Source organism: Enterobacter cloacae complex sp. P6RS (genome assembly GCF_014982245.1).
Lineage (GTDB): Bacteria > Pseudomonadota > Gammaproteobacteria > Enterobacterales > Enterobacteriaceae > Enterobacter > Enterobacter bugandensis.
In genome coordinates, this window is the sequence record NZ_JADCLB010000024.1 from 130,774 (window position 1) to 144,900 (window position 14,127).

Sequence of the window (14,127 nt, forward strand, 5' to 3'; positions counted from 1 at the left end):
GCCGCCACATTTTTCTGCGCCGTACCTTTTTTTCATGCGACAATAGAACGAACAAACGGCCACTGAGCCGCTCAAAACGGTTTATTTTCAAAGAAATGGACATCATAACTCCATGAGCACAATCGACAATTTCGACGCACATACGCCGATGATGCAGCAGTACCTGAAGCTGAAGGCACAGCATCCGGAAATCCTGCTGTTTTACCGCATGGGCGATTTTTACGAGCTGTTTTATGACGATGCTAAACGTGCCTCGCAGTTGCTCGACATCTCGCTAACCAAACGTGGCGCATCCGCAGGCGAGCCCATCCCGATGGCCGGTATCCCGCACCACGCGGTTGAAAACTATCTGGCCAAGCTGGTGAATCAGGGTGAGTCCGTTGCTATCTGCGAACAAATCGGCGATCCGGCAACCTCGAAAGGCCCGGTAGAGCGTAAAGTCGTACGCATCGTCACGCCAGGCACCATCAGTGATGAAGCCCTGCTTCAGGAGCGCCAGGATAACCTGCTGGCGGCGCTGTGGCAGGACGGCAAAGGGTTTGGCTACGCCACGCTGGACATCAGCTCCGGGCGTTTTCGCCTGAGTGAGCCGGCTGACCGCGAAACGATGGCTGCCGAACTGCAGCGCACCAACCCGGCAGAGCTGCTCTACGCCGAAGACTTCGCCGAAATGGCGCTGATTGAAGGCCGTCGCGGATTGCGCCGTCGCCCGCTGTGGGAATTCGAAATTGATACCGCGCGCCAGCAGCTGAACCTGCAGTTCGGTACCCGCGATCTGATTGGCTTTGGCGTGGAAAATGCTCCACGCGGGCTGTGTGCCGCAGGTTGCCTGCTGCAGTACGTGAAAGACACCCAGCGCACCGCCCTGCCGCATATCCGCTCTATCACCATGGAGCGCCAGCAGGACAGCATCATCATGGATGCCGCCACGCGCCGTAACCTGGAGATCACCCAGAACCTGGCAGGTGGCGTTGAAAACACGCTCGCGTCGGTGCTCGACAGCACGGTGACGCCAATGGGCAGTCGCATGCTGAAGCGCTGGCTGCATATGCCGATTCGCGATACCGATACGCTGGTTTGCCGCCAGCAGACGATTGCTGCGTTGCAGGATCGCTATACCGAGCTGCAGCCGGTCCTGCGCCAGGTGGGCGATCTGGAGCGTATCCTGGCCCGTCTGGCTCTGCGCACCGCGCGACCACGCGACCTCGCGCGGATGCGACATGCTTTCCAGCAGTTGCCGGAACTGCGTGCGCAGCTGAGCGACGTTGACAGCGCGCCGGTACAGAAACTCCGCGAAACGATGGGCGAATTCACTGAACTTCGCGAGCTGCTGGAGCGCGCCATTATTGATGCCCCTCCGGTTCTGGTGCGCGACGGCGGCGTGATAGCTCCAGGCTACAACGAAGAGCTGGACGAATGGCGCGCGCTGGCTGATGGTGCGACGGACTACCTGGATAAGCTGGAAATCCGCGAGCGCGAGCGTCTTGGGCTCGACACGCTGAAAGTGGGGTATAACGCGGTACACGGTTACTACATTCAGATCAGCCGCGGGCAAAGCCATCTGGCGCCGATTCACTACGTACGTCGTCAGACCTTGAAAAACGCCGAGCGTTACATCATTCCCGAGCTGAAAGAGTACGAGGACAAAGTACTCACCTCGAAAGGTAAAGCCCTGGCGCTGGAAAAACAGCTGTATGACGAGCTGTTTGACATGCTGATGCCACACCTTGCTGACCTGCAGCTCAGCGCCAGCGCGCTGGCGGAGCTGGACGTGCTGGTGAACCTGGCAGAACGGGCTGAAACGCTGAACTATACCTGCCCGACCTTTACCGACAAGCCCGGCATTCGCATTACGGAAGGCCGTCACCCGGTCGTTGAGCAGGTGCTGAACGAACCGTTCATCGCCAACCCGCTGAGCCTCTCGCCGCAGAGAAGAATGCTGATCATTACCGGCCCGAACATGGGCGGTAAGAGTACCTATATGCGCCAGACGGCGCTGATTGCTTTGCTCGCCTATATCGGCAGCTACGTCCCGGCGCAAAAAGTGGAGATTGGCCCCATCGATCGTATCTTCACCCGCGTTGGGGCAGCGGACGATCTGGCGAGCGGTCGCTCAACCTTCATGGTCGAGATGACCGAAACGGCTAGCATTCTGCATAACGCGACGGAGCACAGCCTGGTGCTGATGGATGAGGTAGGACGCGGAACCTCAACCTATGACGGCCTGTCGCTGGCCTGGGCCTGTGCTGAAAGCCTCGCGAATAAAATCAAGGCCATGACGCTGTTCGCCACCCACTACTTCGAGCTGACGCAACTGCCGGAGAAAATGGAAGGCGTGGCTAACGTTCATCTTGATGCGCTGGAGCACGGCGATACCATTGCCTTTATGCACACGGTGCAGGATGGCGCGGCGAGCAAGAGCTATGGCCTGGCCGTTGCGGCGCTGGCAGGTGTACCAAAAGAGGTGATCAAGCGCGCTCGCCAGAAGCTGCGTGAGCTGGAAAGCCTCTCGCCGAATGCGGCGGCGACGCAGATTGATGGCACCCAGATGTCGCTGTTGGCACCAGCTGAAGAAACGTCGCCTGCGGTGGAAGCGCTGGAGAACCTCGACCCGGATTCGCTGACGCCGCGTCAGGCGCTGGAGTGGATTTACCGGTTGAAGAGTCTGGTTTAGTTTTCTGCGGTCTGTTTTGTCGGGTGGCGGCTTCGCCTTACCCGACCTACAAAACCCGTAGGCCCGGTAAGCGCAGCGCTACCGGGCTTATTTTTACAACAGCGGCGGGATCGTCGGCACCTGCGGTGCTTCATCAATATCCTTCTGCGTCATGCGGAACGCTTCCGGGTAATGCTCGCGGCTGGTACGACGCAGCGGTTCGGTATCGCGCCAGGTATAAAGACAATGCTGGCACTGGTAAACGGTCCAGACCCCTTTCACCGGTGACGTCGCCATCACTTCAATATGCTCATCGGCACAACGTGGACAAATCATCTTTTCCTCCTTATTGGCGTGCTGCCAGCATCGCGGTCAGTTTTTCAGCCCAGGCTTTAGTTTCAGGCAGATCCTGTACCGGCTGGCTGTAGTGGCCACGGGTGTCCGGTGCAACAGGCGTGGTGGCATCAATAATCAGTTTGTCGGTAATGCCCGCCGGGCTGGAGCCAGGGTCGAGTTCAAGCACTGACATGTTCGGCAGCTGCACCAGATCCCCTGCCGGATTGACCTTCGATGAGAGCGCCCACATCACCTGCGGGAGGTTGAACGGATCGACATCCTCATCCACCATAATCACCATCTTCACGTAGCCCAGACCGTGCGGCGTGGTCATGGCGCGTAAACCGACCGCGCGGGCAAAACCACCGTAGCGTTTTTTGGTGGAGATAATTGCCAGCAGACCGTGGGTGTACATCGCGTTCACCGCCTGCACTTCCGGGAATTCCGCCTTCAGCTGCTGGTAAAGCGGCACGCAGGTGGCTGGTCCCATCAGATAGTCAATCTCGGTCCACGGCATGCCGAGGTAAAGGGATTCGAAGATCGGTTTGGTGCGGTAAGAAACTTTGTCGATACGGACCACCGTCATATTACGGCCACCGGAATAGTGTCCGGTAAACTCGCCGAACGGCCCTTCGATTTCACGTTTGCGGCCTTCAATCACCCCTTCCAGGATCACTTCAGACCCCCACGGCACGTCGAAGCCGGTCAGCGGCGCGGTGGCAATCGGGTACGGGCTTTCGCGCAGCGCGCCGGCCATTTCATACTCGGACTGATCGTATTTCAGCGGCGTGGCGCCCATCAGGGTGATAATCGGGTCGTTGCCGAGAGTAATCGCGATCGGCAGATCTTGCCCGCGCTCTTCCGCTTTGTGCAGATGGAGGGCGATATCGTGCATCGGTACCGGCTGCAGGCCGAGCTTGCGCTTGCCCTTGACCTCCATGCGGTAGATCCCGACGTTCTGCTTGCCGAAATGGTCCGGGTCGAGCGGATCGCGCGAGACAACGCACGCTTTATCGAGATAAAAACCGCCGTCACCGTCGTTCAGGCGAAACAGCGGCAGGATATCGAACAGGTTAATGTCTTCACCGTCGACCGTATTTTGCGCCCAGGCCGGGTTAGCGCGGCGCTCCGGCGCAACGGGGAATTTATCCCAGCGGCGAATAAACTCGTCGATCTGTTTTTTTACCGGGGTATTCGCTGGCAGCCCCATCGATATGGCGTGGTTTTGCCACGAGCCGATGGTGTTCATCACCACGCGGGCATCGGTAAAGCCACGAATATTGTCGAACCACAGCGCGGGCGCGCCGTCGCCAATACGGCCTGTGGCGTTGGCTGCCGCCGCCAGATCCGGCTCCGCATTCACCTCTTCCTCAATTTTCAGCAGTTGCCCTTGCTCATCGAGCGCCTGCAGGAAGCTTCTCAAATCATCAAATGCCATCTTTGTTCTCCTGTGAAAAATGTTTCGCCTCCCGCAACCCGTTCCATCGGCGCGCCTTTTTGTGCTCCAGACCAAACTGGTCGAGCACACGGGTGACGATATGCTGGGTGATGTCATCGGCGGTTTGCGGGTGGTTGTAATACGCAGGCATGGGCGGCACCATCGCCACGCCCATGCGGGAAAGCGCCAGCATGTTCTCCAGATGAATGGTGCTGAGCGGCGTTTCGCGGGGAACGAGCACCAGCTTGCGGCCCTCTTTCAGCACCACATCTGCCGCACGGCCCACCAGCCCTTCGGCGTAGCCCGCGCGGATCCCCGCCAGCGTTTTCATGCTGCAGGGAATGACGATCATGCCGTCGGTGCGAAACGAGCCGGAGGAGATGGTGGCGGCCTGGTCAGCCGGGCTGTGAACAACGTCAGCCAGCGCAGCAACGTCCTGCACGCTGTAAGGCGTTTCCAGCTCAATGGTTGTTTTTGCCCACTTCGACATGACCAGATGGGTCTCTACCTCCGGCATTTCCCTCAGCGCCAGCAGCAGCGCCACGCCCAGCGGAGCCCCCGTAGCTCCTGTCATTCCCACGATCAATCTCATTCATCACCTCAATCAATTTGTTCGTGTACGAACATTTATAGATAAACTACTCCCGGATCGCTCTACTGACAAGATCGTTCGTACACGATCACATTAATTGCTAAAAAATCCCGCGTTATCATCCCGGGCTTTAGCGGCTATCATAGGGGGTGATTTTTTCTGTCGGAGTGTTCATGGAACTAAGACAAGAGGCGTTCCACCTGTTACGTCAGCTTTTTCAACAGCATACCGCTAAGTGGCAACATTCCCTGCCGGAACTGACCAAGCCGCAGTATGCGGTTATGCGCTCCATTGCCGAGCACCCGGGCATTGAGCAGGTGGCATTGACCGAAGTGGCGGTCAGCACGAAGGCGACTCTGGCGGAGATGCTCAGCCGAATGGAGGCGCGCGGGCTGGTCAAACGCGAGCACGATCCCGCAGACAAGCGCCGCCGGTTTGTATTCCTGACGCCGGAAGGCGAAGCCCTGCTTGCAGACTGCCAGCCGGTCGGCAACGAGGTGGATGAGGCGTTTTTAGGGCGTCTTAATAAGGCCGAACGGGAGCAGTTCTCTGCGCTCATCAAAAAGATGATGCACGATTAATTCACGCTGGCGCGCATAAAATCAATAAAGGTGCGCACTTTCGCAGGCACGTGCCGGGCATCCGGATAAACCGCGTGGATGCCCTGCCGCGCGAAGGTATATTCCGGTAAAACCGGGACCAGTTTTCCCGCATCAAGCGCATCGCGCACCAGCCATTCCGGCAGTAACGCCACGCCACTTCCCGCAAGCGCAAAAGCCATAAGCGCCTGCGCGCTGTCGGCAAACAGGCGCGGCGCTTTTTTTATCTCAAGCATTTCAGACGCACCGCTGGCATCTTTTACCTGCCAGCGCAGCGGCGACGCTAAGCGCTCGTGAATAATCCAGTCGGCTTGCGCCAGCTGCGCAAGCGATTCAACCGGATGATTCATCCGCCATTCCGGCGTCGCGACGGGCAGGATGGAAAAATGTGAAATCAATGCGGCGTGGTAGCGCGAGTCGGTAAGCGTTCCCAACCGAATAGCCACGTCAAAGCGCTCTGAGATCAGGTCGGCATGGAGTGAAGACGAAACATGACGCACGCGAAGCTCCGGGTGCAGCTGGCTAAACCTTGCCAGCAACGGTACCACGACCCGCGAACCATACTCAGGCGTGGTGGTGATCCGCAATTCCCCCGTGAGTCCTGCATGATTCGCGCGAATATCATCCTGCAGCCGTTCTGCGTCCTTCAGAAGCGCCACGCTGCGCTGATGAAAAAGCGCTCCCGCCTCGGTTAACGTCAGGCGGCGGGTGGACCGCAGCAGCAGCGTCACCCCCAGTTCGGCTTCGAGCTGGCGAATATTGAAGCTGACCACGGCTTTTGTCAGGCCCAGTGCATCGGCTGCGGCAGTGAAGCTGCCGGTATCGGCCACCGCAACAAACATCTGCGTCCGCTGTAGGTTAATCATCATTACGCCTTTTACCGTCAAAATTTTTTTGACAGTATATCGCGCTTTGTCAGGTTTATCCGTGCTTCCGGGGTCGATACGATACGCCACCTCACGGGAGGATCCACCATGACGTATCGCAGCAAAGTCGCCGCTGTCTATCTGCTGGGCTTTTTTCTTGATTTGATCAACATGTTTATTGCCAGCGTCGCTTTTCCGGCGATGGCGCAAGCTCTTAACGCCACGCCTTCAGCGCTTGCCTGGGTCAGTAACGGGTATATTGCCGGCCTGACGCTGGCGATCCCGTTTAGCAGCATGCTCACGCGCCGTTTCGGACCAAAACGGGTCATCCTGATCTCACTTATTCTGTTCAGCGCGGCTTCTGCTGCGGCAGGCTTGTCTGCAACGCTGGAAAGTCTGATCGCCTGGCGCGTGCTGCAGGGCATCGGCGGTGGCTTACTGATCCCCGTCGGACAGGCGCTGACCTGGCAACTGTTTCAGCCTCACGAGCGAGCCAGACTCTCCTCGGCGGTCATGCTGGTCGCGCTGCTTGCTCCCGCCTGCTCCCCCGCTATCGGGGGCCTGCTGGTGCAGATGCTAAGCTGGCGGTGGATATTTTTCGCGACGCTTCCGGTGGCCATCGTGACCTTTGTGTTGGCCTGCCTGTGGCTTAAACATGAATTACCCGCGATGAAAGCGGCCAGACTGCTCAACCTGCGGTTGCTCGCGGACCCGCTTTTGCGTTTTGCCATGCTTGTCTATGTATGCGTTCCTGGCGTATTTATCGGGGTGAACGTTACGGGCATGTTTTATCTTCAGCACGAGGCGAACATGAGCCCAGCCGCAACGGGTATGCTCATGCTGCCGTGGTCCGTGGCATCGTTTATCGCCATCACGGCGACGGGACGCTATTTTAACCGTATCGGACCACAGCCGCTGATTGTTATCGGCTGCCTGCTGCAGGCGACGGGCATTCTGCTTTTGCTTAACGTCAGTTCGGCTACGCTGCTTCCTGTCGTTGCGTTTACCCTGATGGGCGCGGGGGGCAGCCTGTGCAGCAGTACCGCTCAGAGCAGCGCTTTTCTGACAACGCGCAGGGAAGAGATGCCGGATGCCAGCGCGCTGTGGAATCTCAATCGTCAGTTGAGCTTTTTTGCCGGTGCCCTGCTGCTGGCAGAGGTGCTGAGTCTGGCGCAGAGTTATCTGGCGCCGCTCGCCGCCTGGCACGGAATGTTTCTTTTTGCCGCAGGCATGACCCTATTGCCTGTACTGTACGTTTTCCGACTTAACAATACGCAGGTGCTCGCCCAGCTGCGACAGGAGAATTCATGACGCCTTTTGAACACGACATTATCGACCTCCACATTGCGCTTGAAAACTGGTTAGGCAAAGGCGAAGGCGACTCCGACGCCCTGCTCGCCCGTTTCCGGCCAGATTTTCTGATGATCCCACCGGGTGGCGTTCATATCGACTATCACGGCCTTGTGGACTTTCTGCACAGTCAGCGAGGAAGCCGCCCCGGACTGAAGATCGTCATTGACGAATTATCCACGATCGAGCGCTGGGATCGTGGCGCGCTACTGCACTACCGGGAGACGCAAACCCGGCCGGACCTGCCCGTCAACGTGCGCTGGTCAACCGCGGTGCTTAATCAGGAAGGCGGCGGGATTACATGGCGTCTGCTGCACGAAACGGCCCAGCCGTAGCACAAAAGAAAAAGGCCCGTCTCACGACGGGCCTTTTTTGACGAAAGGTTGCTTATTCGCGGAACAGCGCTTCGATATTCAGCCCTTGCCCCTGCAGGATTTCACGCAGGCGGCGCAGACCTTCTACCTGAATCTGACGAACACGTTCACGGGTCAGGCCAATTTCGCGGCCGACGTCTTCCAGTGTCGCAGCTTCATACCCCAGTAAACCGAAACGACGTGCCAGTACTTCACGCTGTTTGGCGTTCAGTTCGAACAGCCATTTGACGATGCTCTGCTTCATGTCATCGTCCTGCGTGGTGTCTTCCGGGCCGTTGTCTTTTTCATCGGCCAGGATGTCCAGCAGCGCTTTTTCGGAGTCGCCACCCAGTGGGGTGTCAACCGAGGTAATGCGCTCGTTGAGACGCAGCATACGGCTTACGTCATCAACCGGTTTATCGAGTTGTTCGGCAATTTCTTCTGCGCTTGGCTCGTGGTCCAGTTTATGGGACAACTCGCGCGCGGTACGCAGATAGACGTTCAACTCTTTGACGATGTGGATCGGCAGTCGGATCGTACGGGTCTGGTTCATAATAGCCCGTTCGATGGTCTGACGAATCCACCAGGTCGCGTAGGTTGAGAAACGGAACCCGCGTTCCGGGTCAAACTTCTCAACTGCGCGGATGAGACCTAAGTTGCCCTCTTCAATCAGATCCAGCAGAGCCAGACCACGATTGCCGTAACGGCGGGCAATTTTCACGACCAGTCGCAGGTTACTTTCGATCATGCGACGACGCGAGGCAACATCACCACGCAAAGCACGACGTGCGAAATAGACTTCTTCTTCGGCCGTTAGCAGTGGGGAGTAACCAATTTCCCCAAGGTAAAGCTGAGTCGCGTCCAGTACACGCTGTGTGGCGCCCTGCGATAACAGCTCTTCTTCAGCCAAATCGTTATCACTGGGTTCCTCTTCTACTAAGGCTTTTTCGTCAAAAGCCTCTGCTCCGTTCTCATCAAATTCCGCGTCTTCATTTAAATCATGAACTTTCAGCGTATTCTGACTCATAAGGTGGCTCCTACCCGTGATCCCTGAACGAGACACCCTGGCTGGCATGCCCCGTCAATTTATCGCTGCGGCAAGTACTGCAGCGGGTTTACGGATTTCCCCTTGTAACGAATTTCAAAATGCAAGCGTGTAGAACTGGTTCCGGTGCTACCCATGGTAGCGATTTTTTGCCCCGCCTTAACTTCTTGTTGTTCCCGGACCAGCATTGTGTCGTTATGGGCGTAGGCACTCAGGTAATCATCGTTATGTTTGATGATAATCAGATTACCGTAACCGCGCAGCGCGTTACCGGCATACACAACGCGTCCGTCTGCGGTCGCGATGATAGCCTGTCCTTTACTGCCTGCGATATCGATCCCTTTGTTCCCACCCTCAGAGGTTGCGAAGTTCTCGATAATCTTGCCGTCGGTTGGCCAGCGCCATGCGGTGATGGACGAACTGGCATTCTGACTGCTTGCAGTCGGTTCAGTAGAGCTAACCACAGGTGCCGTGGTCGGTGCTGTGACAACAGTCGCAGTCCCTTTATTATTAGGCAACATTTTGTTAGCAGTCTGATCACCTGAATCCTCAGAATACGTAATTACAGGTTGTGAAGCAACCACCGTGGTGGATTTTTGTGCAGGCTTGACGCTGTTATTTTGAGCCGTCACATCGGCCGCTGAAACCGTATTGCCAGGCGTCAGTGGCGTACCCGTTGCGTTGCCCACCTGGAGCGTTTGGCCAACTTCCAGAGCATACGGGGCCTGGACGTTATTGCGCTGCGCGAGGTCACGGAAATCGTTCCCGGTGATCCAGGCAATGTAGAACAGCGTATCGCCGCGCTTCACGGTATAGGTGCTGCCGCCGGTATAGCTGCCTTTCGGAATGTTCCCATACTGGCGGTTATAGACTATGCGGCCATTTTGGGTCTGAACAGGCTGTTCAACTGGCTGAATCTGCGTTGGCTGTGTAACAGGATGTTGCACAGGCTGAATTTGTGGTGTTTGCTGCGGCGCAGCAGTACCCATTTTAGGCGGAGGCGTGATTAACATTCCGCTGGACGTGTTACCGGAGCCGCTGTTTCCCCCGACGGAACTGACGGGCGCAGGCGCGTTATTGGAACTTGTACAGCCTGCCAGCCAGAGCGAAACCAGTGATAATGCCGCAACACGGCTGATGGTGAATTTAGGGCTTCCCGCGCTCATTTATCCCCCAGGAATGTGTTAACTACCAGTGACTTAAAATTTACCGTGATGACACGAATCTTTCGCGCCACACCATACGCTGAATTTGCCTTAATAACCCTGGATAAATCCGAGTCTCAGGCCAACTCCCCCTTTACCAGAGGCACAAAGCGCACGGCTTCCACGGTGTCGATAATATACTCGCCGCCGCGCCGACGAACGCGCTTTAATAGCTGCTGCTCGTCCCCGACGGGCAGAACAAGAATGCCCCCCTCATCCAGCTGCGACAAGAGCGCAGCGGGAATTTCAGGCGGAGCCGCCGTCACGATGATAGCGTCAAACGGGGCGCGAGCCTGCCAACCCTGCCATCCATCACCGTGTCGTGTCGAAACATTATGTAAATCAAGTTGTTTCAGGCGACGACGCGCCTGCCATTGCAAACCTTTGATCCGCTCTACGGAACAGACATGGTGTACCAGATGCGCCAGGATGGCGGTCTGATACCCCGACCCGGTGCCAATCTCCAGCACGCGTGAGTCGGGCGTGAGCTCCAGCAGCTCCGTCATCCGCGCCACCATATAAGGCTGCGAAATCGTCTGGCCTTGCCCGATGGGCAGCGCTACGTTTTCCCACGCTTTGTGTTCAAACGCCTCGTCTACAAATTTCTCACGCGGGACCTGAGCGAGCGCTTCAAGCACGTGCTCGTCGCGGATCCCCTGTGCGCGAAGTTGTTCCAGAAGAGTTTGTACACGTTTGCTTACCATTGCGCGTTCACTCCTGCGCGATCCAGCCAGCCCGACACCACATCATGCGCGCTATACGCGGTTAAATCTACGTGCAGCGGAGTGACCGAGACATAGCCTTCATCCACGGCAGCAAAGTCGGTGTCCGGACCCGCATCGCACTTATCGCCAGGTGGCCCGATCCAGTAAAGCGTGTTGCCGCGAGGATCCTGCTGCGGGATCACCTGATCGGCCGGATGCCGGCTTCCGCAGCGCGTAACGCGAATGCCCTTAATTTCATTGAGAGGAAGATCCGGCACGTTGATGTTCAGAATGCGCCCGGTACGCAGCGGCTCGCGGCCTAGCGCCCGCAGGATCGAGCAGGTCACCGCGGCGGCGGTATCGTAGTGCGTGTGGCCGTTTAACGAGACCGCCAGCGCCGGGAACCCCAGATGGCGCCCTTCCATTGCCGCCGCTACCGTTCCGGAGTAAATCACGTCATCGCCGAGGTTCGGCCCGGCGTTAATGCCGGAGACGACGATATCCGGACGCGGGCGCATCAGCGCGTTCACGCCCAGAAACACGCAGTCCGTCGGCGTGCCCATCTGCACGGCAATATCGCCATTTTCAAAGGTAAAGGTGCGAAGCGACGACTCCAGCGTCAGTGAGTTAGACGCTCCACTGCGGTTACGATCGGGGGCCACGACCTGCACATCCGCAAATTCACGGAGGTGCTTCGCCAGGGTCTGAATGCCCGGCGCGTGGATCCCGTCATCGTTACTCAGCAATATTCGCATAATCACCCGAGGTGTTGATTAGTTCCCTGACAACACTGGTGGCAAAGCTACCTGCCGGCAGCCAGAAGCGTAACTCGACGGTCACGTCATCCCACCAGTTCCAGCTTAACTGCTGCGGATAGAGCAGCATCGCGCGGCGCGCTGCTTCGACTTTTTCCCGCACCAGCAAGGATTGTAATTCCGGCGCATCCGCCACGGCGGACTGCTCAGCGCTCAACGCGTCGCCCTGGGTGCCCCAGTCGCCTGAGCCCGGCAAAGCTGCGGTAATCATCAGCGCTTTGGCATCCACGCGCGACTGCACATCGGCCATTTCTTCGGCCGTTGCCACAAACCAGCTTCCGCGTCCCGCTAATTGTAGCGCATCGCCAACAACAACTTGATTCGCGTCCGGTTTTTTCAGCCTTTCGCTCACAATCTGATTAAACAACGCGCTGCGGGCCGCCGACAACCAAAAACTGCGTTTATTCCTGTCGCGCACCGGCGCATCGCTTTGCGCCCAGCGCAGCGCGCCCTGCAGGTTGCTGCCGCCAATGCCAAAGCGCTGCGCGCCAAAGTAGTTCGGAACGCCGCGTTCATTAATGGCGTTGAGACGTTTTTCAACGTCTTCACGGTTAGTCACTTCGCGCAGCACCAGCGTAAATGCGTTGCCTTTCAACGCCCCCAGGCGCAGCTTGCGCTTGTGGCGGGCGTACTCCAGCACCTTACAGCCTTCAAGCTCAAATTTGCTTAAATCAGGCATCGCATTGCCGGGCACGCGGGCGCAGAGCCACTGCTCGGTGACAGCGTGTTTATCTTTCTGCCCGGCAAAGCTCACTTCCCGGGCGTGAATTTTGAGGAATTTTGCCAGCGCGTCGGCCACAAAGCGGGTGTTGCAGCCGTTTTTCAGAATACGCACCAGGATATGTTCGCCTTCGCCATCGGGCTCAAAGCCCAGATCCTCAACCACGAGGAAATCTTCCGGGCTGGCTTTCAGCACCCCGTTCCCCTGCGGCTTGCCGTGCAGGTATGTCAGGTTATCGAAGTCCGTCATTTTGCCGCCTTCACCAGCAGCGCCACGGCTTCACAGGCAATCCCTTCGCCACGACCGGTAAAGCCCAGCTTCTCCGTGGTGGTGGCTTTGACGTTGACGTCGTCCATATGGCAGCCCAGATCTTCAGCGATAAATACGCGCATCTGCGGAATGTGCGGCAGCATTTTCGGGGCCTGGGCAATAATCGTCACGTCGACGTTGCCGAGGGTGTAACCTTTCGCCTGAATACGGCGCCACGCTTCGCGCAGCAGTTCGCGGCTGTCCGCCCCTTTAAAGGCCGGGTCGGTGTCCGGGAACAGCTTGCCGATATCACCCAGCGCGGCAGCGCCGAGCAGCGCGTCGGTCAGCGCATGCAGCGCCACGTCGCCATCAGAATGCGCCAGCAGCCCTTTTTCGTAAGGAATACGTACGCCGCCAATGATAATTGGGCCTTCTCCGCCAAAGGCGTGTACATCAAAACCGTGTCCAATTCGCATTATGCCTTCTCCTGATGGGTCGAACGGGTAAGATAAAATTCCGCGAGCTGTAAATCTTCCGGGCGCGTCACTTTTATATTATCAGCGCGCCCTTCAACAAGCGTGGGGTGAAAACCGCAATACTCCAGCGCGGAGGCTTCGTCCGTGATGGTCGCGCCTTCATTAAGGGCACGCGTTAAGCAGTCGTGGAGCAGTTCGCGGGGGAAAAATTGCGGCGTTAGCGCGTGCCATAAGTCGACGCGCTCAACGGTGTGGGCGATGGCACGCTTGCCCGGCTCGGCACGCTTCATGGTGTCGCGCACCGGCGCGGCCAGAATGCCGCCCACTTTACTGGTTTCGCTCAGCGCCAGCAGGCGTGCCAGGTCGTCCTGATGCAGGCACGGACGTGCCGCGTCATGAACCAGCACCCACTGGGCGCTTCCGGCAGCCTGAATGCCCGCCAGCACGGAATCGGCGCGCTCGGCGCCGCCATCAACTACGGTAATCTGTGGGTGGTTTGCCAGCGGCAGCTGCGCAAAGCGGGCATCGCCGGGACTGATGGCGATGACCACGTGCGTCACCCGCGGGTGCGCCAGCAGCGCCGCCACGGCGTGCTCAAGGATCGTTTTATCGCCAATTGAGAGGTACTGCTTGGGACATTCTGTCTGCATGCGCCGGCCAAAACCTGCGGCCGGCACCACGGCACATACGTCCGAAAAAGTTGCTGCCATGTCGTAATCCTGGGC

At 57.9% G+C, this 14,127-nt stretch carries 15 protein-coding genes; 4 read left to right on the forward strand and 11 right to left on the reverse strand.

The features are described 5' to 3' along the window. Positions 1–112 precede the first annotated feature (112 nt). The gene (gene mutS, locus INF73_RS17960; RefSeq protein WP_193541426.1) at positions 113–2,674 is read left to right on the forward strand and encodes a DNA mismatch repair protein MutS; all 2,562 of its coding nucleotides are present in this window, start codon (positions 113–115) and stop codon (positions 2,672–2,674) included. Between the two features lie 93 nt (positions 2,675–2,767). Here the strand turns inward: mutS and INF73_RS17965 are convergent, their stop codons facing one another. From INF73_RS17965 to INF73_RS17975, 3 genes are read right to left on the reverse strand one after another with little or no spacing between them, the layout of a single operon-like run. Then, a complete protein-coding gene (locus INF73_RS17965) occupies positions 2,768–2,989 on the reverse strand; it encodes a non-oxidative hydroxyarylic acid decarboxylases subunit D (protein ID WP_003862116.1) in 222 nt (73 codons plus the stop codon). Positions 2,990–2,999: 10 nt separating this feature from the next. After that, positions 3,000–4,427 (reverse strand): non-oxidative hydroxyarylic acid decarboxylases subunit C, encoded by a 1,428-nt coding sequence (locus tag INF73_RS17970; RefSeq protein WP_126817274.1) that lies wholly within the window; start codon positions 4,425–4,427, stop codon positions 3,000–3,002. Beyond that, positions 4,417–5,019: a non-oxidative hydroxyarylic acid decarboxylases subunit B gene (locus INF73_RS17975; RefSeq protein ID WP_028014231.1), complete on the reverse strand. Its 603-nt coding sequence runs from the start codon at positions 5,017–5,019 to the stop codon at positions 4,417–4,419. The genes INF73_RS17970 and INF73_RS17975 overlap by 11 nt, the downstream gene beginning before the upstream one ends. Positions 5,020–5,192: 173 nt before the next feature. On the opposite strand from INF73_RS17975, the gene INF73_RS17980 reads away from it, so the two are divergent. Then, positions 5,193–5,600, forward strand: coding sequence for a MarR family winged helix-turn-helix transcriptional regulator (locus INF73_RS17980; protein WP_028014232.1), 408 nt, complete (start codon positions 5,193–5,195; stop codon positions 5,598–5,600). Here INF73_RS17980 and INF73_RS17985 read toward each other — a convergent pair. Continuing rightward, positions 5,597–6,484, reverse strand: coding sequence for a LysR family transcriptional regulator (locus INF73_RS17985; RefSeq protein WP_193541459.1), 888 nt, complete (start codon positions 6,482–6,484; stop codon positions 5,597–5,599). The genes INF73_RS17980 and INF73_RS17985 overlap by 4 nt on opposite strands. Positions 6,485–6,592: 108 nt before the next feature. Here INF73_RS17985 and INF73_RS17990 point away from each other — a divergent pair, with 108 nt between their 5' ends. Continuing rightward, the gene (locus INF73_RS17990) at positions 6,593–7,795 is read left to right on the forward strand and encodes an MFS transporter (protein ID WP_193541424.1); all 1,203 of its coding nucleotides are present in this window, start codon (positions 6,593–6,595) and stop codon (positions 7,793–7,795) included. Further along, complete coding sequence (locus tag INF73_RS17995) at positions 7,792–8,169, forward strand: DUF4440 domain-containing protein (RefSeq protein ID WP_041908440.1); 378 nt, start codon at positions 7,792–7,794, stop codon at positions 8,167–8,169. The genes INF73_RS17990 and INF73_RS17995 overlap by 4 nt, the downstream gene beginning before the upstream one ends. A 52-nt stretch (positions 8,170–8,221) precedes the next feature. On the opposite strand, the gene rpoS is transcribed toward INF73_RS17995, so the two are convergent. The 7 genes from rpoS to ispD form a co-directional block, all read right to left on the reverse strand. After that, the gene (gene rpoS / locus INF73_RS18000; RefSeq protein ID WP_013098493.1) at positions 8,222–9,214 is read right to left on the reverse strand and encodes an RNA polymerase sigma factor RpoS; all 993 of its coding nucleotides are present in this window, start codon (positions 9,212–9,214) and stop codon (positions 8,222–8,224) included. A gap of 59 nt (positions 9,215–9,273) precedes the next feature. Beyond that, complete coding sequence (gene nlpD / locus INF73_RS18005) at positions 9,274–10,398, reverse strand: murein hydrolase activator NlpD (RefSeq protein WP_041908436.1); 1,125 nt, start codon at positions 10,396–10,398, stop codon at positions 9,274–9,276. A 116-nt stretch (positions 10,399–10,514) separates the two neighbouring features. Further along, positions 10,515–11,141 carry a protein-L-isoaspartate(D-aspartate) O-methyltransferase gene (locus INF73_RS18010; protein WP_028014237.1) on the reverse strand — a complete coding sequence of 209 codons (627 nt, stop codon included), beginning with the start codon at positions 11,139–11,141 and terminating at the stop codon, positions 10,515–10,517. Beyond that, complete coding sequence (gene surE, locus INF73_RS18015) at positions 11,135–11,896, reverse strand: 5'/3'-nucleotidase SurE (protein ID WP_028014238.1); 762 nt, start codon at positions 11,894–11,896, stop codon at positions 11,135–11,137. The genes INF73_RS18010 and surE overlap by 7 nt, the downstream gene beginning before the upstream one ends. Beyond that, the gene (truD, locus tag INF73_RS18020) at positions 11,877–12,926 is read right to left on the reverse strand and encodes a tRNA pseudouridine(13) synthase TruD (protein ID WP_045261236.1); all 1,050 of its coding nucleotides are present in this window, start codon (positions 12,924–12,926) and stop codon (positions 11,877–11,879) included. Before truD ends, surE begins: the two co-directional genes overlap by 20 nt. After that, on the reverse strand, positions 12,923–13,402 hold the full coding sequence (gene ispF, locus INF73_RS18025) for a 2-C-methyl-D-erythritol 2,4-cyclodiphosphate synthase (protein ID WP_006811766.1): 480 nt from the start codon (positions 13,400–13,402) through the stop codon (positions 12,923–12,925). The genes truD and ispF overlap by 4 nt, the downstream gene beginning before the upstream one ends. Then, on the reverse strand, positions 13,402–14,112 hold the full coding sequence (gene ispD, locus INF73_RS18030; RefSeq protein ID WP_028014240.1) for a 2-C-methyl-D-erythritol 4-phosphate cytidylyltransferase: 711 nt from the start codon (positions 14,110–14,112) through the stop codon (positions 13,402–13,404). Before ispD ends, ispF begins: the two co-directional genes overlap by 1 nt. Positions 14,113–14,127 lie beyond the last annotated feature (15 nt).

Bases quoted from the DNA above. Each gene is read 5' to 3' on its own strand.
- INF73_RS17965 (WP_003862116.1), bottom strand. From the start codon at position 2,989: ATGATTTGTCCACGTTGTGCCGATGAGCATATTGAAGTGATGGCGACG.
- mutS (WP_193541426.1), top strand. From the start codon at position 113: ATGAGCACAATCGACAATTTCGACGCACATACGCCGATGATGCAGCAG.
- ispF (WP_006811766.1), bottom strand. From the start codon at position 13,402: ATGCGAATTGGACACGGTTTTGATGTACACGCCTTTGGCGGAGAAGGC.
- INF73_RS18010 (WP_028014237.1), bottom strand. From the start codon at position 11,141: ATGGTAAGCAAACGTGTACAAACTCTTCTGGAACAACTTCGCGCACAG.
- INF73_RS17980 (WP_028014232.1), top strand. From the start codon at position 5,193: ATGGAACTAAGACAAGAGGCGTTCCACCTGTTACGTCAGCTTTTTCAA.
- truD (WP_045261236.1), bottom strand. From the start codon at position 12,926: ATGACGGACTTCGATAACCTGACATACCTGCACGGCAAGCCGCAGGGG.
- rpoS (WP_013098493.1), bottom strand. From the start codon at position 9,214: ATGAGTCAGAATACGCTGAAAGTTCATGATTTAAATGAAGACGCGGAA.
- surE (WP_028014238.1), bottom strand. From the start codon at position 11,896: ATGCGAATATTGCTGAGTAACGATGACGGGATCCACGCGCCGGGCATT.
- INF73_RS17995 (WP_041908440.1), top strand. From the start codon at position 7,792: ATGACGCCTTTTGAACACGACATTATCGACCTCCACATTGCGCTTGAA.
- ispD (WP_028014240.1), bottom strand. From the start codon at position 14,112: ATGGCAGCAACTTTTTCGGACGTATGTGCCGTGGTGCCGGCCGCAGGT.
- INF73_RS17985 (WP_193541459.1), bottom strand. From the start codon at position 6,484: ATGATTAACCTACAGCGGACGCAGATGTTTGTTGCGGTGGCCGATACC.
- INF73_RS17990 (WP_193541424.1), top strand. From the start codon at position 6,593: ATGACGTATCGCAGCAAAGTCGCCGCTGTCTATCTGCTGGGCTTTTTT.
- INF73_RS17975 (WP_028014231.1), bottom strand. From the start codon at position 5,019: ATGAGATTGATCGTGGGAATGACAGGAGCTACGGGGGCTCCGCTGGGC.
- nlpD (WP_041908436.1), bottom strand. From the start codon at position 10,398: ATGAGCGCGGGAAGCCCTAAATTCACCATCAGCCGTGTTGCGGCATTA.
- INF73_RS17970 (WP_126817274.1), bottom strand. From the start codon at position 4,427: ATGGCATTTGATGATTTGAGAAGCTTCCTGCAGGCGCTCGATGAGCAA.